We start from the raw sequence: 26,099 nt of genomic DNA, 5'->3' as shown, positions 1-26,099 counted from the left end.
TTCTGCGCGAAGTGTAGCACAGGCAAAAAAGTCACTAAACTCCTGCTTTGACCTCAGCCAAGCCATTGGTTCCATCCTTGGATCACCACATTGCGCTCGGCGGTCAGCTTTTCTTCAGCCACGTCGGCGTCCAGATTGAGTAAATTGCGGTGATGAATATGATCGCGCATCGTGGTGTACGCCTGAGTCAGGGCCATCGCCTGAGTTTCATCCATAATGCCTTGCTGAAGCATCGACTCAAAAATACGCACGTTATCCGACCAACGGGTCAGTTTCGGTTTTTCATGGCTGTAGCGCAGGACCAGGTACTGAGCGAGAAATTCAATGTCGGTGATGCCACCCGGATCTTGCTTAAGCATAAAACGCCCCGCCTTTTTCCCGCCAAGATGCTCACGCATCTTATGACGCATCTCGACCACCTCGCGTTTGAGGGTCGCCTCATCCCGTGGACGGGCAAGAATGCCATGACGGATTTGATGAAACGCCTGTTGCAGCGGCGCGTCACCGTAAATCATCCGCGCACGAACCAGGGCCTGATGTTCCCAGGTCCAGGCTTCGGTTTGCTGGTATTCGGCAAACGCCTCCGTCGGACTGACCAGCAGTCCAGAAGCCCCGGATGGCCGTAAACGAGTGTCCGCTTCATACAGAATGCCAGACGCCGTGCGTGTGGAAAAAATATGAATGATGCGCTGCGCGAGACGCAAATAGAACTGACGGCCATCGATCTCTTTTTTGCCGTCGGTATACACGTTCACCGGGCAGTCGTGCATGAACACGATATCCAGATCTGAGTTGTACCCCAACTCCCAACCGCCTACTTTCCCATAGCCGACGACGGCAAAACCTTTGCCTTCCCGCTCGCGCAAATGGGTAGGTTCACCGTATTTTTCCGCCATCTGCTGCCAGGCTTGGTGCACCACCGCCTCCACGATCGCTTCAGCCAGATAGGTCAAATGGTCGCTGACTTTCATCACTGGCAGCACCCCGGCAATGTCGGCCGCAGCAATACGCAGCATGCAGATCTGTTTGAACTGGCGCAGCGCTTCCATCTGCTGCTCAAGATCGTCTTCCGGAATGCGGGCCAGAAAGTCACGTAACTCTGTTTGATAGGAGTCAAGCGGCACCGGATTATACAAATGCTGTGGATCAATCAGCTCATCCAGCAGAATCGGATAACGCCCCAATTGCTCGGAAATCATCGGACTGGCGGTACACAGGCGAACCAGTTGAGTCAACGCGGCCGGATGCTCATCCAGCAGCTCGAGATAGGTGGTGCGCGTCACAATTTTATGCAGCAGATGCAAAACCCGGGGCAGGCCAAAGCGGGCGTCCTGATGGTCGAAAATCGCTTTGAATATTTTGGGCATTAAACGATTTAAGACTTCACGTCCGCGTGGGCCGAGTGTTTTCTTGGCCAGATCATCTTTAAAGTGGACGATCACCCGCGCCATGACATCCGGCTCATCACTATGGACATCTTGCTCCAGAATGTGGCTCATCACTTCCGACTTGTGGGCCATGTCCCATAGCTCGTGGTAATACTGCTCGGTGTTCGACTCTTCGTCGTCATCGGCACCGATCAGCTCGGCAAAAATAGCGTGTACCGCAGCCATGTGAGTTTGAGTTTCCGACAGCAATGCACGCCAATCCGGGTAGCCCATCGCGGTCGCCAGCTTGAGTTGTTCGAGCTCGCAATCTGGCAGGGTTTGGGTCTGTTTGTCACCCATCGCCTGCAGCAGGTTTTCCTGGCGGCGCAGGTAACAATATGCCTCGCGCAATACATGGACTTCTTCTGGTTTCAGCAAACCGAGCTCACCAGTCGCCTCTAAGGTTTCCAGTAACCCTCGCTGACGCAGCGAAGGCTCGCGTCCCCCCCGAATCAGTTGGAATACCTGCGCAATAAATTCCACCTCTCGAATGCCACCAGCGCCCAGCTTAATGTTATTACTCAACCCTCGCCGGCGTACTTCGCTGGAAATCATCGACTTCATCCGTCGCAGCGACTGGACCGCGCTGAAATCGATGTAACGACGGAACACAAAAGGCCGCAGCATCTGACGCAGTTCCTGATATTGGGGGTACATTTCACTGCCCATGACCCGGGCTTTGACCATCGCATAGCGCTCCCAGTCACGGCCTTGTTCCTGATAATAATCTTCCAGCGCAGCGTAGCTCATCACCAGCGGGCCACTTTCCCCAAACGGACGCAAACGCATGTCGACCCGATAACAGAAACCGTCGAACGTGTGCTGATCGAGGGCTTTGATGATGCGCTGACCAAGACGGGTAAAAAATTGGGCATTGGCGATGCTGCGTCGTGCGCCCTGCGTTTCGCCATTTTCCGGATAGGTAAAAATCAAGTCGATGTCTGACGAGAAGTTGAGTTCACCGCCCCCCAGTTTGCCCATGCCGATAATCAGCATCGGTTGTGCTTCACCTTGCTCATTGCACGGCGTGCCCCACTCCTGACAACAGCTCTGGTACTGCCAGTGGTAAGTCTCAAAGATCATCGCCTCTGCCAGCTCGGATAAGTGCGCCAGACTCTCTTCTAATGTCCACAGATTGAGAAAATCACGCCAGGCAATCAGCACCATTTCCCGGTTGCGAAACTGACGCAATACCCGGTGACCACTCATTTCATCCGCACAGCTGGTCAACAGCGAGTTAAGACGGGAACGGTATTGAGCTGCCCGATCGGATTCAGCCAACATCTCGGGCAGGCTGCGCAGTAAGGTCTCGTCGCGCTGCAAAGCTTCAGTCACAAATTGACTGAGACCGGCAATATAGTGCAGTTGCTGTTGATGTTGCTTGGGCCAATAGGCATAAGCCGGCTGTTGAATAATCCCTTCCAGAGCAGTCTCAGCGACAGGCTGGAGTGACGCGGGTAATTGCATGATTCTTCCTTGCTTTTGGCGGGAGTGAAACCTTAATGTCATGAACTCATTTATACCAGAGTTTCCGCAATAAAAAACGCCCACTGGTGAGAGTGGGCGTTGCTTCAAAGCTTTTGGCGTCAGACTTTAAACACAGTGATCTTACGATCGAGCTCTTCCGCGTTACTTTGCATGATTTCCGAGGTTTCCAGCAGCTCGGTCACCACGGTCACCGAGGCTTCCACCAGCTCACGCACATTGGTCAGGTTCTGGTTCATTTCTTCCGCCACGCTGCTCTGCTGTCCGGCCGCGGTGGCAATCTGGAAATTCATGTCGTTGATCTGGTTTACCTGAGACACAATGCCGTCCAGCTCGGTACCAGCATTGGTCACCAGCTCCACCCCTTCCGCTGCTTCGACAACACTTTTCTCCATCAGGTCCACCGCCGAACTGGCACTGTCTTGCAACTGAGAGATCATGTCCTGGATTTCGACTGTAGCCTGCTGAGTGCGCTGCGCCAGGTTACGGACCTCATCCGCCACCACCGCGAAACCGCGGCCCGCTTCCCCTGCACGGGCAGCTTCGATTGCGGCATTCAATGCCAGCAGGTTGGTCTGCTCCGAAATGCCCTGAATGGTGCCGACCACACTGCCAATGGAGACCACGCTTTCTTCAACCTGATTCACCGCCTGGGCTGAGGCCGAGATATCCTGTGACAGCTCACTGATTTTCGACACCGTGCCACGCACAAACTGCTGACCCGAAGCCGCTTGGGTCGAAGCGCTTTCGGTCAGAGAGGACGCACTCTGAGCGTGCTCGGCCACGGTTTGTACCGTCGAACTCATTTCGCTCATCGCCGTGGCCAGTTGATCGATCTCATTAAATTCTTCCTGAGCAGACTCTTTGGTCTCCGACATGCTCAGGGTCATCACTTCGGTCAGCGAGGCCAGTTCTTGGGAAGACTGAATTTGCAGTTTGATCATCTCCTGCAACTGACGACGGGTGGTTTCCAGCTCTCTGGCAACATCTCCGTATTCATCTTTGCACGCCATCTCAATGGGCACCGACAGATCTTTGCTGGCCATCTGTTTGATCGATTCGCTCAGATAGCGGGTCTGGCGCAGCATGATCCGCGCCGCAAACAGCAACAACGCCACAAACACCACAATCATCAGCGCCGTTTGCCACGCCACCTGCACCAAATAAGCCTCGTAGTGCTGCTGGGCTACGGCCGTGTTCTGGGTCGCAGCCAGCAGGGACTGATAGAAGGTGCTCGCATCCCACAACTGTTTTGCGACAATCAAAATGGTACTGAACACCATCAGCATCACCATTTTGGGTACCAGGCGAATATCCGTGATCACCCTCTCCCATGGCTTGAATGCCATTGTTGTCATATCTGTTCTCCATTAAGTTATAGTTCTGGAACCCATTTTCTGAGCTCGTGTGCAAACACAAACGGGTTCAGCGTATTTATTTCGAGCTTCGTATGAAAAAAGATGATACCAAAGACGTCGTTAAGCCGTTGAGTCTGCTGTCACTGATTTTGTCGATTGTGTCGCTATTTGTGATCTCTGGCCTTTTGTTTATCCCGGTGGATCACGATACCCGACAGGTTCTTATCGGCCTTGACTTTGTGATCTGTAGTATTTTTCTCCTGCAGCTGACCACAGACTTGATCCGCGCCGCAGATCGTCTGCAATTTCTGAAACGCCACTGGATTGACTATCTGGCCAGTATTCCGATGATCGAACCCCTGCGTTTTGCGCGGATCTTTCACATCCTGCGGGTTATCTGGGTGATCCGCTCCGGGCGTTTTCTGATGCGCCAGTTGGTCACCAACCGACGAGAAACGACACTGGCTTCGATTTTGCTGTTGATCGTGGTGCTGCTGACGATTGGCTCAAGCATGATGCTGTCATTGGAGTCCGCTGCGCCAAATGCCAATATTCATACCGCAGGTGACGCCATCTGGTGGGCGCTGGTGACAATTTCTACTGTGGGGTACGGCGATCATTATCCGGTGACCGACGGTGGTAAGATCCTCGCAGGGGTACTGATAGTGTGTGGCGTGGGCTTATTTGGTATGACCTCCGGTCTGGTCAGTTCTTTGCTGACGTCGCCGTCACGCATTCAAGAACAGCGCTCTGCCAATAAAGAACGCATGTTGCACGAATTGCTGGCGCAGCAAAGCGAGATCCTGCGCCGTATTCACCAGTTGGAAAAAGACATTGCTGCGACAAAAAAACAGGATGCCTGAGCATCCTGTAAGTCATCATTCCTGCCAGTAAGGCTTGGCCTCGACACTGATGAGGCGCGTCTGCTCCATGGCATGCAAAATGGAACTCTCCTGGCGTTGCAGCCAGCGCAGTAACTGCTCCTGCTCTTCGCCTTCAAGCTTGTCGGTCAACACTTCCAGCGGCTTGAGCGTTAACAGGTCGTCAATGCCCTGCATCAAATCTGCCCAGGGGAGACGAAAACTCATCCGCTCGTCCGGGTTGTACAGGTTAGCAAAGCTCATCCCGGTATACAGATTGCGCATCAGACGATACTGCTGGTCAATATACTCCTGTTTGGACAACTCACGCTCCGGCGGAAACGCTTCGAGCAATTCCGCCCAGGTGCGATCCAATTGCTGCACTGAAAAGGCCTGAATATTGCGCGCCATTTTCTCTCGCGCTTTATCGTCCAGAAATGGCTGCCAGCCTCGGGTCAGGATCCAGCGGCTCAAATCCAGCAGCAGTCCGGTATAACGGGCGGAGCTGAGCAATTGCAACGTCTCTTCCCGCTCGGGGAGCTGCTCTTCCAACAATTTCAATTCACCGACCAAAAACTTGCGGGCATCGAGCTTACGCAGCGCGTGTCCTTTATCTTCCAGCAAGTCTTCCAGGTAATCGTAGGTTTTCAGCCAGCCCAATTCCTCTTCCAGCCACTTGAGTTCCTGACGTAAGATGGCACTGGCGCGGCGCGGTACGATGCCACCGAACACTGTTAAAATCTGACGGATAAAGCTGATCGCATGGCTGATTTCATGCAGCGCTGGCACCGATTCCGTTTCCGTGTACAACTGCTCATGGTCGTGCCAGTGTGCCAGCGCGTGCTCAAGCGATTTGATGAAACAGGATTCCACCGTGTCGTGCTTGTCGGTATCCACCAGAGACAAAGGTTGCGCGGTGCCAATTTCATACCCCATTGCCAGGCGGTAGCCACGCGCCGCTTTACTCAGGTTCCCAAGACGCATTCCCCCAGACTCACCCAAGGTGCGTGCCAGCGTAAACAGCGCATCGGTTTGACCCGATTTCAGCTCCAGCTCTACCTCGCAAATCGGCTCTTGTTGCTCCCCCGCGACCACCAGCCCTTGGTCAAAAGCGACTTCGACCTGGCTCCCGTCCGCCATTCCTACTAGCCATTGCTCGCGGGCAAAGTTGGTTGAGAATAAGGGCGTAAGTTCAGTTTGCAGGGTGTCTAAGGCTTTGCCTTCAGGCCAGATATCTTCGGGGTGGAGAGTTAAATCAGGAGTGTTGCAGGAGTGTTCGGCATTGTATTCCGGTCGCTGGTGCAACCCTGCGACCACCCGGCCTGCGGTTTTCACCGTTTGCACGAAAACATCATCATAGCGGCGGATCCGTAGCCCGATGTCATGCTTTCGTAACCAGTTATCAGGCGTATCAAAATAGGTATTACCAAGCTCTCGACAACTGTGCTGAAGTACTTTGGTTTCAGAAATCTTGTCACGTAAGGTTTCTGAAAATTCAGGAGAAACAAAAAACTTCAGTTCTATCTCGGTTTCCATAGTTGTACCTTTCAAAGCAGATAGCGACAGGATATTGCCTAAATTCCAGCGGGGCAAGAAGGAAATATCGCCCCAATGATGATCTAAAACAGTTTTAATGAGTGATTTAATGCGTTACCATGCGCGCCTTTATAGCCATCGTTCAACATTTCGCCACGAAATGGTGTATGTTTTTTTAAGGTTATAGCAATTAGGTTGAATAACCATGCCAGTAAATACAATCATGGGGTTATTTGCAAAGTCCCCTATTAAGCCTTTGCAGCGACACGTTGTTTGTGTAAACGAATGTTGCTCTCACCTGGTGAACTTCTTTGAAGTGTGCTCTCAGGGCGACTGGGAAAAAGCAGCAGAAATTCGCGCACAGATTTCTCACCTTGAGAAAGAAGCTGACGTATTGAAGCGCGAAATCCGCCTGAAACTTCCTCGCGGTTTGTTCATGCCTGTCGACCGTACAGACATGCTGGAGCTACTGACCCAGCAAGACAAACTGGCTAACCTGGCGAAAGATGTCGCCGGCCGTGTCTACGGTCGCCAGCTCATCATTCCTGCCCCTCTACAAGAAAACTTCATCGCTTATTTAAAACGTTGTCTGGATGCGGCGAATCAGGCGCAAAAAGTGATCAACGAGCTCGATGAGTTATTGGAAACTGGATTCAAAGGCCGCGAAGTGACACTTGTGGCTGAGATGATCAATCAACTGGATGTGATCGAAGATGACACCGATGCGATGCAAATCCAGCTTCGTCAGCAACTGATGGCGATCGAAGCGGACATGAATCCAATCGATGTGATGTTCCTGTACAAAATCTTTGAATGGGTCGGCGGTATTGCAGATCAGGCGCAGCGCGTAGGCGCACGTCTTGAGCTGATGCTTTCCCGCTCTTAACAGTTAATCAAATAACGAAGAGCACCAGACAGACACACTTGTATTTAACGATGACCTGAGCACATCGAGGGGTCATCGTGTGTCTCGTTTTTGCTCCGCTTGTTATAAAAAACAACTAGGTATTACGATGGATATCCTCGCGAACTACGGCACTGTCCTGATTATTGTTGCTGCTCTTTTCGGCTTCCTGATGGCAATTGGTATTGGCGCAAATGACGTCGCCAACGCAATGGGTACATCAGTCGGCTCAAAAGCGCTGACCGTAAAACAAGCCATCATCATTGCGATGATTTTTGAATTTGCGGGTGCTTACCTTGCAGGCGGTGAAGTAACCGATACTATCCGTAAAGGTGTGATTGAAACCTCTCTTTTCGCCAACCAGCCTGACATTCTGGTATACGGCATGATGTCCGCGCTGCTGGCAGCCGGCACCTGGCTGCTGCTGGCGTCCTACATGGGCTGGCCAGTATCGACCACCCACTCGATTATCGGTGCCATCATCGGTTTTGCTTGTGTGTCCGTTGGCACCGAAGCGGTGGACTGGGGCAGTGTGAAAGGTATTGTGGGCAGTTGGATCATTACCCCTATCATTTCCGGCTTCTTTGCTTACGTTATCTTTGTCAGCGCACAGCGCCTGATCTTTGATACCGAGAAGCCACTGATCAACGCCAAGCGCTTTGTGCCTGTGTACATGTTCATCACTACTATGGTGATCGCGCTGGTGACGATCAAGAAAGGGCTGAAGCACGTTGGCCTGCACCTGAGCAACACCGAAGCCTGGTTCTGGGCTATGGTGGTGTCGGCACTGGTGATGATCGGCGGCTTCCTCTACATTCAGAAGAAATTTGCCAACCGCGATGAAGATCACAGCTTTGCCGGTGTGGAAAGCATCTTTTCCGTACTGATGGTGATCACAGCGTGTGCGATGGCCTTTGCGCACGGCTCAAATGACGTTGCTAACGCGATTGGCCCTCTGTCTGCTGTGGTATCGACGGTTGAGCACATGGGACAAATCACCGCGAAAAGTGAAATTGCCTGGTGGATTCTGCCGCTGGGTGGGATCGGTATCGTTGTGGGTCTTGCGACGCTGGGTCATAAGGTCATGGCAACAGTTGGTACCGGTATTACCGAACTGACCCCTAGCCGTGGCTTTGCAGCGCAGCTGGCAACCGCTTCGACTGTGGTTCTGGCCTCAGGTACCGGTTTGCCTATTTCGACGACACAGACACTGGTCGGCGCGGTACTGGGTGTGGGTTTTGCGCGTGGTATTGCCGCCCTTAACTTAGGCGTTGTGCGTAACATCGTGGCGTCCTGGATTGTCACGCTACCGGCAGGAGCCCTATTGGCGGTCGTATTCTTCTATGCAATGCAGGCCTTATTCGGCGCTTAAGCCGCGTCAACACTATGTAAGCGCTCTGTCATTATTGACTCAAACGCACAGAAAGGGAGGCTTTGCCTCCCTTCTTAGTTGATCATACCGCCGAAAGTTTTTACTATTTGCTGCCTCAAGCGCGATATACAAACAAAGCAACACTGAAAGGATTTACCGTGAAAAAACTGATTTGCATGGTTCTGGCTTCAATGCTGGTAGTACCGGCGGCCCTCGCCCAAAACCGTTACATTGCGGACAAACTATTTACCTACATGCACTCAGGTCCTAGTACTCAGTACCGAATCATTGGCAGTGTGGACGCTGGTGAGAAAGTCACTCTGGTGTCTACCAGCAAAGAAGCCGGCTTCACCCAAATCGTCGATGAACGTGGCCGTAAAGGCTGGGTGGATTCCAAATTCGTGACCTCTCAAGAAAGTATGGCGGTTCGCCTGCCAAAACTGGAAGCAGAGTTATCGGACGTGAAAGACAAACTGGCTAATGCCCAGAAGAACGCCGACTCCGCCAAAGCCGGACTGGTCGACTCGCTGGACATTCGCAATAAGCAGATTGCGGAACTGGAGCAAAACTACAGTGACATCAGCCAGCAACTGACTGAGTCTCAAACCGAAGTCCGTGAACTGCGTGCTCGTCTGGATACTCAGAAAGAAGATCTGCTGCTGAAGTACTTTATGTACGGCGGTGGTGTCGCGGGTGCCGGTCTGTTGTTCGGCCTGATTCTGCCGCACATCATGCCGCGTCGCAAACGCTCTCCGGCGGGCTGGGCGTAATCGCCCCCGAAGACGTCGATAACCGAAGATAAAAAGAAAAGGTCACCCTCTGGTGACCTTTTTTGTAGTGCTTGTACTCAGCCTGGCCAGTCATACAGCGCTGGCACACGAATCAGCTTACCGCGAAAACGAATGGTGCACGATTGCGGCGCGATACGCACCAGTTGGGTATCCGCATCAATCTGTTCCCCTTGCTTGTATTCCTGACCGTTAATTTTCACCCAGCGGCGATTGGCGTCACTGGTGTACACATGGGTCTGAAAATTCATGGCAGGTAACTGACCGATCAGATCATCGCCCGCCATCGATAAATCCACCGCAGCGTCGTCCGCCTCACCGGTATCTCGCATCGCAGCTCTGACCGACTCAGACGACATGGCCGCTTCTACCCGCCGCGCCAGTGACGGTGGCAGCGAGCTGAGGTCGACCCCATCCAGCTCAGAGTCGGCACTTGGTGCCGATGAGGTCGACGGTGTTGGCTCATCGCGACGAATGGCAGGCTCCGCCTGTGGCAGTGGCGTGGTCCGCCGATTCACCGCCAGCGTTGCAAAATCCGGGTACGGTTTGACCGACAGCGCCGCTGGCACATCCACGACCACTTCTTGTGGCTGATTGCTGCTTATCCAGTCCACCAGCGCCGATTGATAACTCTGATAGCCCACCCAGGAAACCGTGGCCACCGCCGGCAGCAACAGGCAGGTTGCATGCAACCACAATGGCGTATCCGCTCTGTGACTGACGGCCTGACGACTGGCGCCCCCCGGAGCGGAATTGTGTAACTGCTGATGACTGCGCTCTGACTGCTCCAGCGCTTTCAAGACATTCGACATCAGACGTCCTCCTTCACAACAGACAGAACGGGCGGATTGGTTTGCGTCATCAACTCCAGACGACGCAGCGTCCGCACCCCGGCAATGCCGTCGACGTTCAGTCCCTGCCAGCGTTGGAACATTTCGACTTTACGTTTCAGCTCGGCATCAAAGCGATCACTGCCATCATAACTGTCCCCCATTAGCAGCGACAGACGCTCATTCAGCATCGCGACTGCTCTGCCACGCATGCCAGGTTTGAGGGTTGCATGCCAGACACTTTGCCAGATGTAATGGTATTCCCCTGACCACAGCTCTTTCAGCCACTTGGTCTCAAACTCAAGGCGCTGTCCATCCACCAACAGCTGCACCGTATCGGCACCGAGGTGATACAGCACTGCGTAGCTAGCCTGACCGTTGACATGCAGAGTTAACACCACCGGAAAACCAAGCTGCTCAATATCACTGAGCGCCCCCATGGCACTCTCACAGCGGAACAGGCTGTTGTCGTTGTCAGCACAGAAGCGATCCAGCATAGAAGCCTGATACCCCCAGACTTTATACAGCTCCGCCAGCGGCTCTTCGAGTGAGGTGGAACGAACCAAAGCCTCCGTCAGGGACGGCGGCATCACTTCCTGTGTAATTTCCACGTCCGGCTGCTGCGGATGCTGCGCTTCAATCTGTTGTTCAATCCAGGGCTGAGCCATCACCGGTGTCCATTGATACCCAAGCCAGGCGAGACCCAAGCCAATCACCACAGAAGCCGTCAGCGCCATACCAGAGCGTTTTGGCGGCGCAATCTTGGCTGAGACATTAAAGGAACTCTGAAACGCCATAACTTCTTCACAGGCGCTCTGTACGGTTGCATGGCTCGGCTTATGCTCCCCGATCTGATACGCCTGTTTGAGCGCGGCGTCGCACACCAGGTTGATCAGACGAGGAATGCCCTGCGTCTGTACCCCAATCAGTTTAAGGCTTTTGACTGCAAATAGATCCCGTTCGCCGCCGGCCAAATCGAGACGAAACTGAATGTACTTGGCGGTCTCTTCAATATTGAGCGGTAGTAAGTGGTAGCGTCCGGTGATCCGCTGAGCCAGCTGTCGCAACTGTGGCATCTGCAGTTTCTGCTGCAGTTCTGGCTGACCAATCAACAGCACCTTCAATAACTTACGGCTCTCTGTTTCCAGGTTAGTGAGCAAACGCAGTTGTTCGAGTACGTCCGCCGCCAGATGTTGCGCTTCATCGATCACCAGCAGTGTCTGTTTGCCGTGCGCATGGCTGTGGAGCAGAAACTGGTAAATGGCCTGGCTGAGCTGTTTGAGAGTCGCATCCGCCGGATACTGGATGCTGAATTCATCACAAATCGCCTGCAACAGCTCAATATCGGAGAAGGTCGGATTCAAAATAAACCCGGCCTGTGTGGTCGGGTCGAGAGATTTGAGCATTGCACGGGCAACCGTTGTCTTTCCCGTACCGACTTCGCCGCTGAGCATGGCGAAGCCGCCCCCGTCGCCTAGCCCGGCACGCAGATGCTGGATGGCTTCTTTGTGTCGCTGGCTGAGAAACAGGTAACGAGAATTGGGAACGATCGAGAACGGCAATTCCACAAATCCAAAAAATTCCTTATACATTCTCTCGTCTCTATAATTTCACTAATAAGAAAAGTACCATTGCCGTGTAATCCAAGCCAATGGCTGTTTCTGATTTTGAGGTTTGATAAGTGCAAGTATACCTAGTTGGTGGCGCTGTGCGCGACCAGTTGCTCAATATTGCTGTCTATGACAAAGATTGGGTTGTCGTCGGCAGCGCTCCACAGCAGATGCTCGACGCGGGCTTTACGCCCGTCGGTAAAGATTTCCCGGTGTTTCTGCATCCAGACACCAAGGAAGAGCATGCTCTGGCCCGAACCGAACGCAAAACCGGCGCTGGCTATAAAGGTTTTGACTGTTACTTCGCACCGGACGTCACGCTGGAAGACGATCTGCTGCGCCGCGATCTGACCATCAACGCAATGGCACAAGACACCCAGGGTAACATCATTGACCCTTATGGCGGCCAGCAGGATCTCCATGACCGGATTCTGCGCCATGTCTCGGCCGCGTTTGTCGAAGATCCCTTACGGGTATTGAGAGTCGCCCGTTTTGCAGCGAAACTCGCTCACCTCGGTTTTCGCGTTGCCGACGAAACCATGGCGTTGATGGCTAACATCGCCGCCAGTGGAGAGTTGGATCACCTGACCGCTGAGCGGGTGTGGCAGGAGTGGCACAAATCCCTCTCAACTTCTGCGCCACAGGTGTTTCTTCAGATACTGCGCGATTGTGGCGCCCTCAAACACATTTTGCCGGAGCTCGACCGGCTGTTTGGCGTCCCACAACCCGAAAAGTGGCACCCGGAGATCGATACCGGTGTTCATACCCTGATGGTGGCCGAGCAAGCAGCGCAACTGTCTGAGGCTCTGCCAGTGCGCTTCGCCGCACAGGTGCACGATCTGGGCAAAGGCGTGACACCAGAAAAAGAGTGGCCGAGCCATAAGCTGCATTGCCACACTGGCCTGAGCTTGATTGAACAATTGTGTGAGCGGATCCGGATTCCGAACGAATATCGCGATCTGGCGCTGGCGGTGTGCGCACAACATTCCAATGTTCACCGCGCGGCCGAACTTAAGCCGGCCACCAAGCTGAAAGTGCTCAACAAGCTGGATGTATGGCGCAAACCCGAGCGGTTAAACGCGGTGCTGCGGTGCTGTGAAGCCGACCACCGTGGCCGGCTTGGTCTGGAACAGAATCCGTACCCGCAACGGGCGATTTTTCTGCGCGCCTACCACGCCGCGCTCAACGTGGATGTTCAACAGGTGATTGCGGATGGATTTAAAGGGAAAGCCATTCGTGACGAGCTGGAAAAACGCCGTATTGAGGCAATCAAAACAGCGGACTGATCGCCACTGATGGACGCGCGCAGACACGCGCCTCGCAGAGACAAAAAAGCCCCGCAATGCGGGGCTTTTTAAAGTGTCTATGCTGAGCTTAAATTAAGCTTGGCCTTTCACTTCTTTCAGACCGTTGAATGGTGCGCGCTCACCCAGTGCTTCTTCGATACGGATCAGCTGGTTGTACTTAGCAACACGGTCAGAACGGCTCATAGAACCCGTTTTGATTTGGCCTGCTGCAGTACCTACCGCCAGGTCAGCGATAGTTGCGTCTTCAGTTTCGCCGCTGCGGTGAGAGATTACTGCGGTGTAACCTGCGTCTTTCGCCATCTTGATTGCAGCCAGAGTCTCAGTCAGAGAACCGATTTGGTTGAACTTGATCAGGATAGAGTTAGCGATGCCTTTCTCGATACCTTCTTTCAGGATCTTAGTGTTGGTTACGAACAGATCGTCACCAACCAGTTGGATCTTGTCGCCCAGCAGTTCAGTCTGGTGCTTAAAGCCATCCCAGTCTGACTCGTCCAGACCGTCTTCGATAGAAACGATTGGGTATTGCTCAACCAGACCCGCCAGGTAGTGGTTGAACTCTTCAGAAGTGAAGATTTTACCTTCGCCTTTCATGTTGTAGTTGCCAGCTTCTTTGTCGTAGAACTCAGAGGCAGCACAGTCCATAGCCAGAGTCACGTCTTTGCCCAGCTCGTAACCAGCAAGCTCTACCGCTTCTTTGATTGCAGCCAGTGCAGCAGCGTTAGATTCTAGGTTAGGAGCGAAACCACCTTCGTCACCAACTGCTGTGCTCATGCCTTTTGCTTTCAGAACTTTAGCCAGGTTGTGGAATACTTCAGCACCGATACGTAGACCTTCTTTCAAAGTTTTTGCGCCAACTGGTTGGATCATGAACTCTTGGATGTCAACGTTGTTGTCTGCGTGCTCACCACCGTTGATGATGTTCATCATAGGCAGAGGCATAGAGAATTGACCTGGAGTACCGTTGAGTTCAGCGATGTGCTCGTACAGAGGCATGCCTTTCGCAGCTGCTGCAGCTTTCGCGTTTGCCAGAGAAACAGCCAGGATAGCGTTCGCACCGAATTTAGATTTGTTTTCAGTGCCGTCTAGGTCGATCATGATTTGGTCGATGTCAGCTTGCGCTTTTGCGTCTTTGCCAACCAGGGCTTCAGCGATTGGGCCATTAACGGCTTCAATTGCTTTCAGAACACCTTTACCTAGGAAACGTGATTTGTCGCCGTCACGTAGCTCAAGAGCTTCGCGAGAACCGGTAGATGCGCCAGATGGAGCAGCTGCCATACCTACGAAACCGCCTTCTAGGTGTACTTCAGCTTCAACAGTTGGGTTACCGCGTGAGTCGATGATTTCACGACCTAGAACTTTAACGATCTTAGACATTAATGTTTCCTCTCGTTTCAAATATAAATGTCAAATTTAAAGGGCAGCAGCACAGCTGACGCTACTGCCCGTATCCCTTTACTTCTCTTCGCTGCGCGAGTATTCACCAGCAGCTTTAACGAAACCAGCAAACAGAGGGTGACCGTCACGAGGCGTCGACGTGAACTCTGGGTGGAACTGAGCCGCTACAAACCATGGGTGAGCCGGGTTCTCAATCATTTCAACCAGTTTCTTATCCGCAGACAGACCAGACACTTTCAGGCCCGCTTTTTCAATCTGAGGACGCAAGTTATTGTTCACTTCGTAACGGTGACGGTGACGCTCATGAATGGTGTCGCTACCGTACAGTTCACGGGCTTTCGTGCCCTTCTCCAGGTGACATAGCTGTGCGCCCAGACGCATCGTGCCACCCAGATCCGACTTCTCAGTACGCTCTTCGACGTTACCTTCGTTGTCGACCCACTCTGTGATCAAGCCTACCACAGGGTATTTGGTGCCTTTGTTAAATTCTGTTGAATGCGCACCTTCCATGCCCGCGACATTACGTGCGTACTCGATCAGTGCTACTTGCATCCCCAGACAGATACCCAGATACGGAATTTTGTTTTCACGCGCATACTGCGCTGAGCGAATCTTACCTTCAATACCGCGATCGCCGAAGCCACCTGGTACCAGGATCGCGTCAAGACCTTCCAGCACTTCTACGCCGCGAGTCTCAACATCCTGTGAATCTACATACTTAATATTAACGCTCAGGCGATTTTTCAAGCCTGCGTGTTTCAGTGCTTCGTTAACGGACTTGTAAGCGTCTGGCAGTTCGATGTACTTACCTACCATACCGATGGTCACTTCACCGGTCGGATTCGCTTCTTCGTAAATCACCTGTTCCCATTCGGCCAGATCCGCTTCTGGGGCATCAATGCCAAAACGGGCACATACCAGATCATCCAGGCCCTGAGCTCTGATCAGTTGCGGAATCTTGTAGATCGAGTCTACGTCTTTCATGGAGATAACCGCTTTCTCTGGCACGTTACAGAACAGCGCAATCTTCTTACGCTCGTTCGCCGGGATCATGCGATCGCTGCGGCATACCAGGATATCAGGCTGAATACCGATCGACAGCAGCTCTTTCACTGAGTGTTGTGTTGGCTTGGTTTTGACTTCACCCGCAGCCGCCAGATAAGGAACCAGCGTCAGGTGCATGAACATCGCGCGCTCGCGGCCCAGCTCAACCGCCAACTGACGGATCGCTTCCATAAATGGCAAGGATTCGATATCGCCCACCGTGCCGCCGATCTCAACGATCGCGACGTCGTGGCCTTCCGCACCAGCAACCACACGGTCTTTGATGGAATTCGTGATGTGAGGGATAACCTGAATGGTGGCGCCCAGATAGTCACCGCGACGTTCTTTACGCAGAACGTCAGCGTAAACACGACCGGCCGTGAAGTTGTTGCGCTTGGTCATCTTAGTACGGATGAAACGCTCGTAGTGACCAAGGTCTAGGTCTGTTTCAGCGCCGTCTTCTGTCACGAATACTTCACCGTGCTGAGTCGGGCTCATGGTGCCCGGGTCAACGTTGATGTAAGGGTCTAGCTTCATGATGGTCACTTTAAGACCACGAGCTTCTAGAATCGCTGCAAGAGAGGCCGCTGCAATACCTTTACCTAGAGAGGATACAACCCCGCCAGTAACAAAAATGTAATTTGTCGTCATGTTTAACCTGAAATTGGTTGAATGAGGGAAATGGATTTCTTCTGGACGGGACGTAAATATACCAGAAGCTCCTTACCGCCACAACGTGAAATCTATCACACTAGAATTTTTTATTTTTTGCTTCAAATCAAACCTGTGGCGGCCCGACTTGACTGGGTGCAAACAACCGGTCGCCTACTCCTCCGAGCGTTTGACCTGATCCCACAGCGCATCGAGTTGCGCCAATGAGCATTCCTGCAAGGTTTTCTCCTGCTCGCGCACTTTGGCTTCCACGCCTTTGAAACGACGCACAAACTTGGTGTTGGCTTTGCCCAGCGCCACTTCCGGATTTACCCCCAAATGGCGGGACAGGTTCACCGTGGCAAACAGCAAATCCCCCAGTTCCAGTTCCACACTGGCCGGGTCCGGTGTCACCTGAAGCGCTTCTTCCATCACTTCGTCAATCTCTTCATGTACTTTGTCGACCACGGGCCCCAGCGAGTCCCAGTCAAAGCCATAGCGGGCGCACTTCTTCTGAATTTTGGTTGCCCGGGACAGCGCGGGCAAAGAGTTTGGTATTGAGTCTAGGATACTTTGCTCCGTTTTGCCCGCACGGGCTTTTTCTCTGGCTTTTTCGGCTTCCCAGTTGGCGTGAATGTCGTCTTCGTCCGCCAACGCCATGGCGGTGAACACGTGCGGGTGACGACGAGTCAGCTTTTCATTCACGCCCTCAACCACATCGGAAAAATCAAACAACCCCTGCTCTTTGGCCAGTTGACTGTAAAAAATCACCTGAAACAGCAGATCGCCCAGTTCTTCCTGCAGATTCGGCCAGTCACGCTGATGAATCGCGTCCACCACTTCATACGTCTCTTCAATGGTGTGCGGCACAATGGTGTCAAATGACTGTTTCAGATCCCACGGACAGCCGCCGTCCGGATCGCGCAGTTTGGTCATGATCGCTTCAAGTTGTTCAATAGGATGACTCATGTTCTTCTCTTCCTGTAACCAAAAGGCGAGCCGTCTGCACCGCTCGCCCTGGTCATTTTGTTGCTTTGCGTAGCCACCGGCTGGGTAGCCTCGTTATCAGCGGCGCTTAACCAAGACGTTTCACCGACATGACGTCCCGGATCTGTTCGACCCGTTTGACGATGCGGTTGAGCACCTCAAGGTTGTTCACTTCCAGATCAAAATCCATGATCGATAACTGACTGCGATAATCAATGCGACTCTTCATGCTGGTCACTTTGATTTTTTCGTTGGCAAACAAGGTGGTGATGTCTTTCACTAACCCACCGCGTTCCATCGCTTCGACACGCACCGTCAGAATATACGAGCCGACAAAACCACTGCCCCAGACGGTATCAATGATGCGTTCCGGTGCATGATGACGCAGCTCATCCAACTGCTCACAATCACTGCGGTGAACGGAGATACCCCGTCCTTGCGTGATGTAACCGCAGATGTCATCACCCGGAATCGGATGACAGCAGCGCGCCAGATGCGTCAGCAGGTTATCGACCCCTTCGACCACCACCGCGTCTTTCTTTGGCCGACTCTGCGCCGGTGCCCGGTTTTCGGCTTCCTGCAATTTCTCCAGCGCCTGAAGATCTTCTTCTTCCGCGGTCGGTTTGTTCACCAACGCATTGATGTGATTGATGATCTGGTTGATACGCAAGTCACCGCTGCCGACCCCCACGTAGAGCTCATCCGGCGTGTTGACGTTGAAGCGCTTGAGCGCGTATTGCTCTGCATCTTTCAGCGTGGCACCAATCTTAACCAGTTCACGCTCTAAGATCTCACGACCGGCCTCGAGGTTCTTCTCCCGGCTCTGCTTGCGGAACCAGGCATTGATTTTCGCCCGTGCCCGCCCGGAATGCACAAAGCCCAGCGACGGATTCAACCAGTCACGTGACGGGTTCGGCTCTTTCGAAGTGATGATCTCGACCTGATCGCCCATGTGCAGCTTATGGGTGAACGGCACGATCCGACCTGCCACTTTGGCCCCGATACAACGGTGGCCCACTTCAGAGTGAATGTGGTAGGCGAAATCAAGTGGCGTGGCCCCCATCGGCAAATCCACTACGTCACCACGTGGCGTAAAGGCGTATACCCGGTCATCAAACACCTGGCTGCGTAACTCATCCAGCATCTCACCGGAGTCGGACATCTCTTCCTGCCAGTCAAGTAGCTTGCGCAGCCAGGTGATTTTCTCATCGTAGCCACTGCGCGCACTGCTGCCTTCTTTGTATTTCCAGTGGGCAGCCACGCCAAGTTCAGACTCTTCGTGCATCTGCTTGGTGCGGATCTGTATCTCGATGGTCTTGCCTTCCGGCCCCAGGATCACGGTGTGGATCGACTGATAACCGTTCGGTTTCGGGTTGGCGACATAATCGTCAAACTCACTCGGCAGATGCTTGTATTTAGTGTGCACCACCCCCAGAGCGGCGTAACAGTCCTGCAGCTTGTCAGCGATAATGCGCACCGCCCGGACGTCAAACAGCTCATCAAACGCCAGATTTTTCTTCTGCATCTTTCGCCAGATGCTGTAGATATGCTTAGGACGGCCACTGACTTCAGCATTGATGCCACACACTGCCATCTCCTCCGCCAGATCATCGACAAAGTCTTTGATGTACTGCTCACGGACGATCCGACGCTCAGCCAGTTGTTTGGCGATCTGCTTGTAGGTATCAGGGTGCTGATAACGAAACGCGTAATCTTCAATCTCCCACTTGAGCTGACCAATGCCCAAACGGTTAGCCAACGGCGCGTAGATGTTGGCACACTCTTTCGCCGCCGCACGGCGCACTTCATCCGGCGCCTTTTTCACTTCAATCAGGTTGCAAATCCGCTCAGCCAGCTTAATCACCACGCAGCGGAAATCATCGACCATCGCCAGCAACATACGGCGCACGTTGTCGACCTGTGCCGACGCCGCACCGCCAGACATGGTGACGTTCAACTGACCGATTGCCGCCATCTCTTCAACGCCGTCGATCAGTTTGATGATCTCTTTACCGTAATGTTCTTCGAGCAATTCGCGCTCAAACAAGCCACTGGTTACGATCGGAAACAGCTGAGCGGCCACCAGCGTGGCCCGATCCATTGACAGGGTGATCAAAATTTCGATCATCTCCCGGCCACGCCACAACAGCAACGGCCCCTGCTCTGTGCCGTTCAGCAGTTCTTCGCACTGGCGATAAACGTTACTCAGCCGGTTGGCCGTCTCTTTATCCTGCTTCAGACTAGAGATCCACTTCTCCAGCTCAAACTGTTCGTCTTGATTCAAATGTGCGCTTCGTACCGCAACCATCTTTTCGTCCTGTTATATTTTTTATCAGCGACCTACCCCGGTGTTCGACCAGAATCCATCAGGTAAGTTCGTTCAATCCTTCACAAAAAGCGCCATCGATTCCAGATGGCTGGTATGCGGAAACATGTCCAGCATACCCAGCTTCTTCAGCTTATATCCTTGTGCCAGCAAGCTGTGACTGTCTCTGGCAAGCGTAGCAGGATTACATGAAACATAAACTATCCGCTTTGCGCCCAGCGACGATAATTGTTCAACGATCCCCGCGGCGCCGGCCCGAGCCGGATCCAGCAGTACTTTATCGAACTTTTCTCCCGCCCACGACTGAGACGACATATCTTGTTCCAAATTCGCCTGGTAGAAAGACAAATTCGGTAGCTGGTTCAGTGTAGCGTTCGCTTTTGCCTTAGCAACCATCTCATCGACGCCTTCTACTCCGACCACTTGTCCGGTGAGTTTCGCCATTGGCAGGCTGAAATTCCCCAGACCACAAAATAAGTCCAGCACCCGGTCGTCTTTCTCCAGTGCCAGCCAGTTCAATGCCTGCTGCACCATTTGGCGATTGACCTGCTGGTTCACCTGAATGAAGTTATTGGGGGTGAACGGTATCGTCACGCCGGCTTCAAGATACACCGCCTCTTCACCGCTGAGGCGAACCAATTGGTCACTTTCCGGCATCAGATACAGCGTCAGATCGTGCTGTCTGGCAAAGTCACTCAGCGCCTGTTGGTCAGCCGTTGGCAGCGGTTGAAGGTGACGTAACGCCAGCACGCGGTGGTTGTCTCCTTTGACCAGTTCAACATGGCCCAAGGCCTCCGGATGCTCAAACCCCGCCAGCAACGATTTGAGTTGCGGCAGTAAACGGTTCAGTTCCGGAACCAGTACCGGGCAACCGGTGACATTGACGATCTGTTTGCTGCTTTTTTTGCGAAAGCCGAATTGCAACTGGCGCGCACCTTTGTCAAGCCTGAGGCTGATACGGGCGCGGCGGCGGTACCCTTTATCGTCGGCCGTCACCGGGGCTTCCAATGTCAGGCTCTGACCGGCAAACTTGTTCATCAGTTGGTTGAGTGCCTGCTGCTTGTAGGCTCGCTGCGCATCAAGAGTCAGGTGTTGCATGTTGCAGCCACCACATTCCTGATAATGCGGGCAGAAAGCCGCGACGCGCTCATCACTCGGTTGTAACACTTTGATTAATTGCCCACGCGCAAACTTACTTTTGCTTTCCGTCAGTTGCATCAGCACCTGCTCCCCTGGCAGAGCGCCGTCGATAAAAATAGGTTTACGCTGATGGTAAGCAATACCGGCGCCGTGATGATCCAGTTTTTCTATCGTCACCACCTGGTGTTTCTTGTCTATCTGAGTGTTCTTCTTTGCCTGGAAAAAACGCGCCATGCTCTGTGCCCATTATAAAAATCTGAAACAAATAATTCGCCCCGGCATCACTATTCTGCAGCGGGGAGATTGTACCGGCCGACCGAGTTGATTATGCTTATTGTTTCGACGGCTCTGTCTTCCCGGCCCGTTTTAAAGGCATTACGGGAAGCACGAAGTTATTTTCCCATATCCACACCACGATGTTTAGACAATAATGACCCGATATGGCTTACGCGCCCGCGTGATTACCCTGACCCTGGCGCCCACTTTGATCATCGGCCTGTTGCTGAGTGCCTTTTTTTCTTACAACCGTTACCACGATTTGGAAAAACAGGTGATCAATTCCGGCCTGAGCATTATTGAGCCGCTCGCCATCGCCAGTGAAGACGGACTGAAAAACCAGAGCCGGGAATCGGTGCGCCGTCTGATCAGCTACGCACACCGTAAGAATTCCAAAAACGTGCGCAGCATTGCAGTGTTTGACGCCAACCATGAACTGTTCGTCACCTCTAACTTCCACCCGAACTTCGAATCCTTAACGTTTCCCAAAGACAAACCGATCCCATTAGTCGGCTCGTCAGAACAGTTTGAAAATACCCTGGTGCTGCGCGCGCCGATTCTGGCCGAGAACCGTTTTATCGACAGCGCCAATGGCGACAGCGGGCCAAATCGTGCCATCGGCTACATTGCCGTGGAACTGGATCTCTCGTCATTGCGTCTGCAACAGTATCAGGAGATATTTTCGGCGTTCATTGTGCTGCTGACCGGCCTCGGGCTGTCAGCGGTCTTCGCCTATCGGCTGATGTATGATGTCACCCGCCCCATCACCAATATGAAAAACATGGTCGATCGCATCCGCCGGGGACACCTGGACGTGCGGATTGAAGAGAAGTTTTACGGCGAGCTGGATTCACTCAAAAATGGCATCAACGCCATGGCAGTGTCGTTGTCCGAATACCACATGGACATGCAGCACAGCATCGATCAGGCCACCTCGGACCTGCGTGAAACTCTGGAACAGCTTGAAATCCAGAACGTCGAGCTGGACATCGCGAAGAAGCGTGCCCAGGAAGCCGCTCGGGTGAAATCGGAGTTCCTCGCTAATATGTCACACGAACTGCGTACCCCACTAAACGGTGTGATCGGCTTTACCCGCCAGATGCTCAAAACCCAGCTCACCAACAGCCAAACCGATTACCTGCAAACCATTGAAAAATCGGCCAATAACCTGCTGAACATCATCAATGACATCCTCGATTTCTCCAAACTGGAAGCCGGTAAACTGGCACTGGAAAACATTCCGTTCGACTTCCAGGAGTCTCTGGAGGAAGTGGTCAGCTTACAGGCCACCAGCGCACATGAGAAAGGCCTTGAACTGACCCTGAAAGTGGATCCGAAAATCCCGACTGGGTTGGTCGGCGATCCACTGCGGATCCAGCAAGTCCTGACGAATCTGGTGGGTAACTCGATCAAATTCACCGAACGGGGCAATATCGATATCAGCGTGGAACTGCGCTCGCAGAAAGACGATGTGGTTGAGCTGCAGTTTATGGTACGCGATACCGGCATCGGCATTTCCGAGCGCCAGCAGGCTCAGTTGTTCCAGGCCTTCAGTCAGGCCGATGCCAGCATTTCACGCCGCTATGGCGGGACCGGACTTGGCCTGGTGATTACCCAGAAACTGGTTAGCCAGATGGGGGGCGAAATCAGTCTCACCAGTCGCCTCCACCAGGGTTCGACATTCTGGTTCACGCTCCGGTTACACGCCACCGAAATGCCGGTCAGCGAGTTGATCGACGTGCAGGTGCTGCAGCAGCGTCATATCCTGCTGGTGGAGCCAAACATGCAGGCCGCTTCCGTGATCCAGCAGGTACTGGTGCAGGAAGGGCTCAACGTCACCTACCGCTCTTCCTTGCCGGAGGATACCAGCCAGTTTGACTATGTCCTGCTGAACTTGGCGCCGAACATGCAGCATGAACGGTCAACAATCGAAAAATGGGTCGAAAAGGCAATGTCGCTCGCACCGCAGGTGGTGGTCGGTATTCCGAGTACTGAGTTGGCTCTATCCGATCATCTGCTGCAACGTTATCAGGTGCAGTGCATCACCAAGCCATTATCGCGCAAGAAGTTACTGCAACTGCTGGCGGCCAGTGGCCCGGCAAGCACACAGCCACGCCTGGAACTAGTACAGAGCGAGAAATTGCCACTGCAGGTCATGGCAGTGGATGACAACCCGGCCAACCTCAAACTGATCACGGCACTGCTGCAAGAGCGAGTCTGCAAGGTGATCGCCTGCACCAACGGGCTGGATGCCGTCAAACAAGCCGAGCAGCATAAATTCGATATCATTCTGATGGATATTCAGATGCCGCACATGGACGGTGTGACCGCCTGCAGAAAAATCAAGCAACTGGCGCTGAATGCATCTACCCCGGTGATCGCCGTGACCGCACACGCCATGAGTGGCGAGCGGGATAGGCTGCTCAATGCCGGCATGGATGACTACCTGACCAAACCGATCGAGGAACACGTGCTGCAGCAGGTGTTGCAGAACTGGAGCCCTGAGCACCGAAGCAATGGTGAGAACCTCCCAGTCCAGTCACCACTTGCACCCGTCACTCCATCTCCGGAAAGTGAGGCTGCGCACGACACTATGATCATTGACTGGCAGGCGGCGTTAAAACAATCGGCCAATAAAGTCGATTTGGCGCGCGATATGCTGGGGATGTTGATCGGCTATATCCCGGAAGTGAATGCCATTGTCGAAGCCGCTCTGGATGACGATATCTTCGATCGTGACACTCTGCTGCATCACGTGCATAAGCTGCACGGCAGCTGCTCTTACTGCGGAGTACCGCGCCTGAAAAAAGTGTGTGCCACGATCGAACAGGCACTGCGTGCCGGCCGCAGCATCGAAGAGCTGGAGCCGGAGCTGTTTGAATTGCAAGATGAAATGGAAAAGGTTACCGCGTCTGCGCAACCTTATTTGGATTCGTAAATGACCGTCGCCACGGCATAGTGGCGTTCGTCGGAAATCGACAGGTGAATGGCGGTGATCGCCATCTGCTGAGCCAGCTGTGCGGCTTTGTTGTGCAGCGTCAGCACCGGCTTGCCCAGCTCATCATTGCTAATGACAAAGTCGTGAAAAGTCACCCCTTGCGCAATGCCCGTACCCAGCGCTTTCGAGGCCGCTTCTTTCGCTGCAAAACGTTTCGCCAGATAGCGCCCTTTCTGCTTCAACTGAGCGAACTTTTCCATCTCCACATCGGCCAGAACCCGACGAGCAAACGCCTCGCCCGAGCGGGACAGGGCGTTTTCAATCCGTTCAATCTCAGCGATGTCCGTGCCAAGGCCAACCAAAGCCATTACCGACGCGCCGCTTCCATGACGGCTTTCATGTCCGCGACCGCTTTATGCAGGCCATCGAACACCGCACGGCCGACAATGGAATGGCCGATATTGAGTTCGTAGATCTCCGGCATCGCAGCGATCGGTGCCACGTTGTGGTAGGTCAGACCGTGGCCGGCGTTGACAGTGATCCCCAGGTCGTTCGCATAACTGGCTGCCGCGGCGATTTTTTTCAGCTCTGCCTGACGATCGTCATCATTTTTCGCATCAGCATAGTGGCCGGTATGCAGCTCAATGAAAGGCGCCCCGCATGCTTTGGCCGCATCGATCTGCTGACGATCGGCATCAATGAACAGTGACACCTTAATCCCTGCGTCGCTCAGTTGTTTTGTCGCGGCTTTGATTTTGTCTTTCTGACCCGCCACATCCAAGCCGCCTTCAGTGGTCAGCTCTTCACGTTTTTCCGGTACCAGACACACAAATTCGGGGTTGGTTTCCAGGGCGATAGCCACCATTTCATCCGTCACAGCCATTTCCAGGTTCATGCGGGTCTGAATGGTTTCACGCAAAATGCGCACGTCACGATCCAGAATGTGGCGACGGTCTTCACGAAGATGGATAGTGATCCCATCGGCGCCGGCGCGCTCCGCGATTTCCGCAGCGTGGACAGGGTCTGGATACTGTGTCCCACGCGCATTACGCAAAGTGGCAATATGATCGATGTTAACGCCTAGATAGATTGAGCTCATTTTCCAATACTCCGTGCTCTGGGAATGCCCGTTTTCGCCATGAACAATTCCCGACTTTTTAAAGGTTTGCCGCCAAGATACGGCTTTAGTGCTATACGTGTAAAGCGTTTTGCCGCCCTAAGCTGCTCTTTGGTCACAAAACGGCGTTCACTGATGGCGATCAATTCATTCCCGACAAAGGTGAGGTTGTCGTTTCTGACGGAAGCAATAAACCCTTTCTGCTCGCGATAACGGTAGGTCATGTCGGGTTCAATCGGCTCCCCGCTGCCTGCGCAGTGGAGAAAATCGACGCCGTATCCCATGGCCGCCAGCAACGCCAACTCAAAACGGCGCAGGGCCGGCTCCGGATTGTCGGTCTGAGCCAGCTCAGTCAGTGCTGCCAAATAATCGTGAAAAAGTCCGGGCATGGGAACTTCCGCCATCAGCACCCGCCCCAGCAGTTCGTTGACGTACATTGCGGAATAAAGATGAATACCGCTCAGCGGCAGACCCAGACTGATCGGCTCTGCCTGACGCAAGGTCTTCATCGAGCCGTTTCCCGACCACTTCAGCAGTAATGGCGTGAAGGGCTGCAACGCCCCTTTGAGGTTCGAACGTTTGCTGCGCGCGCCTTTCGACATCAACGTCACGCGGCCAAACTCTTCACTGAACACATCCAGAATCAGGCTGGATTCACTGTAAGGGCGGCGGTGCAAAACAAAGCAGCGCTGTAAACCGTCAGACATATCTCTCAACCAAGCAAAACCGCAAGCGGCCACCATCCGAT

General features: G+C 53.4%; 18 protein-coding genes and 1 pseudogene. 6 read left to right on the top strand and 13 right to left on the bottom strand.

The window, feature by feature from the left end; genetic code table 11:
* Positions 1–53: 53 nt before the first annotated feature.
* Together glnE and VPR01S_RS18680 are read right to left on the bottom strand one after the other, a co-directional pair.
* Positions 54–2,795, bottom strand: a pseudogene (gene glnE, locus VPR01S_RS18685) (bifunctional [glutamate--ammonia ligase]-adenylyl-L-tyrosine phosphorylase/[glutamate--ammonia-ligase] adenylyltransferase); the annotation flags it as partial.
* Positions 2,796–3,013: 218 nt separating this feature from the next.
* A complete protein-coding gene (locus VPR01S_RS18680; RefSeq protein ID WP_021706934.1) occupies positions 3,014–4,270 on the bottom strand; it encodes a methyl-accepting chemotaxis protein in 1,257 nt (418 codons plus the stop codon).
* A 92-nt stretch (positions 4,271–4,362) separates the two neighbouring features.
* Here VPR01S_RS18680 and VPR01S_RS18675 point away from each other — a divergent pair, with 92 nt between their 5' ends.
* Complete coding sequence (locus VPR01S_RS18675) at positions 4,363–5,133, top strand: potassium channel family protein (protein ID WP_021706933.1); 771 nt, start codon at positions 4,363–4,365, stop codon at positions 5,131–5,133.
* 15 nt (positions 5,134–5,148) lie between these two features.
* Here the strand turns inward: VPR01S_RS18675 and VPR01S_RS18670 are convergent, their stop codons facing one another.
* Positions 5,149–6,666: a CYTH and CHAD domain-containing protein gene (locus tag VPR01S_RS18670; protein ID WP_021706932.1), complete on the bottom strand. Its 1,518-nt coding sequence runs from the start codon at positions 6,664–6,666 to the stop codon at positions 5,149–5,151.
* A 205-nt stretch (positions 6,667–6,871) separates the two neighbouring features.
* Here VPR01S_RS18670 and VPR01S_RS18665 point away from each other — a divergent pair, with 205 nt between their 5' ends.
* From VPR01S_RS18665 to VPR01S_RS18655, 3 genes are all read left to right on the top strand, one after another.
* Positions 6,872–7,552 carry a TIGR00153 family protein gene (locus VPR01S_RS18665; protein WP_040903121.1) on the top strand — a complete coding sequence of 227 codons (681 nt, stop codon included), beginning with the start codon at positions 6,872–6,874 and terminating at the stop codon, positions 7,550–7,552.
* A 127-nt stretch (positions 7,553–7,679) separates the two neighbouring features.
* Positions 7,680–8,942, top strand: a complete 1,263-nt coding sequence (locus VPR01S_RS18660; RefSeq protein WP_021706930.1) for an inorganic phosphate transporter — start codon at positions 7,680–7,682, stop codon at positions 8,940–8,942.
* Positions 8,943–9,100: 158 nt separating this feature from the next.
* Positions 9,101–9,712, top strand: coding sequence for a TIGR04211 family SH3 domain-containing protein (locus VPR01S_RS18655; protein ID WP_021706929.1), 612 nt, complete (start codon positions 9,101–9,103; stop codon positions 9,710–9,712).
* 77 nt (positions 9,713–9,789) lie between these two features.
* Here VPR01S_RS18655 and VPR01S_RS18650 read toward each other — a convergent pair whose 3' ends face one another.
* Positions 9,790–10,542 (bottom strand): general secretion pathway protein GspB, encoded by a 753-nt coding sequence (locus VPR01S_RS18650; protein ID WP_021706928.1) that lies wholly within the window; start codon positions 10,540–10,542, stop codon positions 9,790–9,792.
* A complete protein-coding gene (locus VPR01S_RS18645; RefSeq protein WP_021706927.1) occupies positions 10,542–12,152 on the bottom strand; it encodes an ExeA family protein in 1,611 nt (536 codons plus the stop codon). Before VPR01S_RS18645 ends, VPR01S_RS18650 begins: the two co-directional genes overlap by 1 nt.
* Before the next feature lie 89 nt (positions 12,153–12,241).
* Between VPR01S_RS18645 and VPR01S_RS18640 the strand changes: the two genes are divergently transcribed.
* Positions 12,242–13,456 carry a multifunctional CCA addition/repair protein gene (locus VPR01S_RS18640; protein ID WP_021706926.1) on the top strand — a complete coding sequence of 405 codons (1,215 nt, stop codon included), beginning with the start codon at positions 12,242–12,244 and terminating at the stop codon, positions 13,454–13,456.
* A gap of 93 nt (positions 13,457–13,549) precedes the next feature.
* Here the strand turns inward: VPR01S_RS18640 and eno are convergent, their stop codons facing one another.
* From eno to rlmD, 5 genes are all read right to left on the bottom strand, one after another.
* Positions 13,550–14,851, bottom strand: a complete 1,302-nt coding sequence (gene eno, locus VPR01S_RS18635) for a phosphopyruvate hydratase (RefSeq protein WP_021706925.1) — start codon at positions 14,849–14,851, stop codon at positions 13,550–13,552.
* A 78-nt stretch (positions 14,852–14,929) separates the two neighbouring features.
* Positions 14,930–16,567, bottom strand: coding sequence for a CTP synthase (pyrG, locus tag VPR01S_RS18630; protein ID WP_021706924.1), 1,638 nt, complete (start codon positions 16,565–16,567; stop codon positions 14,930–14,932).
* A gap of 174 nt (positions 16,568–16,741) precedes the next feature.
* Positions 16,742–17,536 carry a nucleoside triphosphate pyrophosphohydrolase gene (mazG, locus tag VPR01S_RS18625; protein ID WP_021706923.1) on the bottom strand — a complete coding sequence of 265 codons (795 nt, stop codon included), beginning with the start codon at positions 17,534–17,536 and terminating at the stop codon, positions 16,742–16,744.
* A 106-nt stretch (positions 17,537–17,642) separates the two neighbouring features.
* A complete protein-coding gene (gene relA, locus VPR01S_RS18620) occupies positions 17,643–19,862 on the bottom strand; it encodes a GTP diphosphokinase (RefSeq protein WP_021706922.1) in 2,220 nt (739 codons plus the stop codon).
* A gap of 72 nt (positions 19,863–19,934) precedes the next feature.
* Positions 19,935–21,254, bottom strand: coding sequence for a 23S rRNA (uracil(1939)-C(5))-methyltransferase RlmD (rlmD, locus tag VPR01S_RS18615; protein ID WP_021706921.1), 1,320 nt, complete (start codon positions 21,252–21,254; stop codon positions 19,935–19,937).
* Positions 21,255–21,450: 196 nt separating this feature from the next.
* Between rlmD and barA the strand changes: the two genes are divergently transcribed.
* On the top strand, positions 21,451–24,234 hold the full coding sequence (barA, locus tag VPR01S_RS18610; protein ID WP_021706920.1) for a two-component sensor histidine kinase BarA: 2,784 nt from the start codon (positions 21,451–21,453) through the stop codon (positions 24,232–24,234).
* Here barA and acpS read toward each other — a convergent pair.
* The 3 genes from acpS to recO are packed head-to-tail and all read right to left on the bottom strand — an operon-like array spanning position 24,219 to position 26,058.
* Positions 24,219–24,602: a holo-ACP synthase gene (gene acpS / locus VPR01S_RS18605; RefSeq protein WP_021706919.1), complete on the bottom strand. Its 384-nt coding sequence runs from the start codon at positions 24,600–24,602 to the stop codon at positions 24,219–24,221. The genes barA and acpS overlap by 16 nt on opposite strands.
* Positions 24,602–25,333, bottom strand: coding sequence for a pyridoxine 5'-phosphate synthase (gene pdxJ, locus VPR01S_RS18600; RefSeq protein ID WP_021706918.1), 732 nt, complete (start codon positions 25,331–25,333; stop codon positions 24,602–24,604). Before pdxJ ends, acpS begins: the two co-directional genes overlap by 1 nt.
* Positions 25,330–26,058 (bottom strand): DNA repair protein RecO, encoded by a 729-nt coding sequence (gene recO / locus VPR01S_RS18595; RefSeq protein ID WP_021706917.1) that lies wholly within the window; start codon positions 26,056–26,058, stop codon positions 25,330–25,332. Before recO ends, pdxJ begins: the two co-directional genes overlap by 4 nt.
* Positions 26,059–26,099 lie beyond the last annotated feature (41 nt).

The sequence above is a fragment of the Vibrio proteolyticus NBRC 13287 genome, assembly GCF_000467125.1.
Taxonomy (GTDB): domain Bacteria; phylum Pseudomonadota; class Gammaproteobacteria; order Enterobacterales; family Vibrionaceae; genus Vibrio; species Vibrio proteolyticus.
Note: the sequence above shows the minus strand (reverse complement) of the source record. Positions and strands in the feature narration are given on the sequence as shown.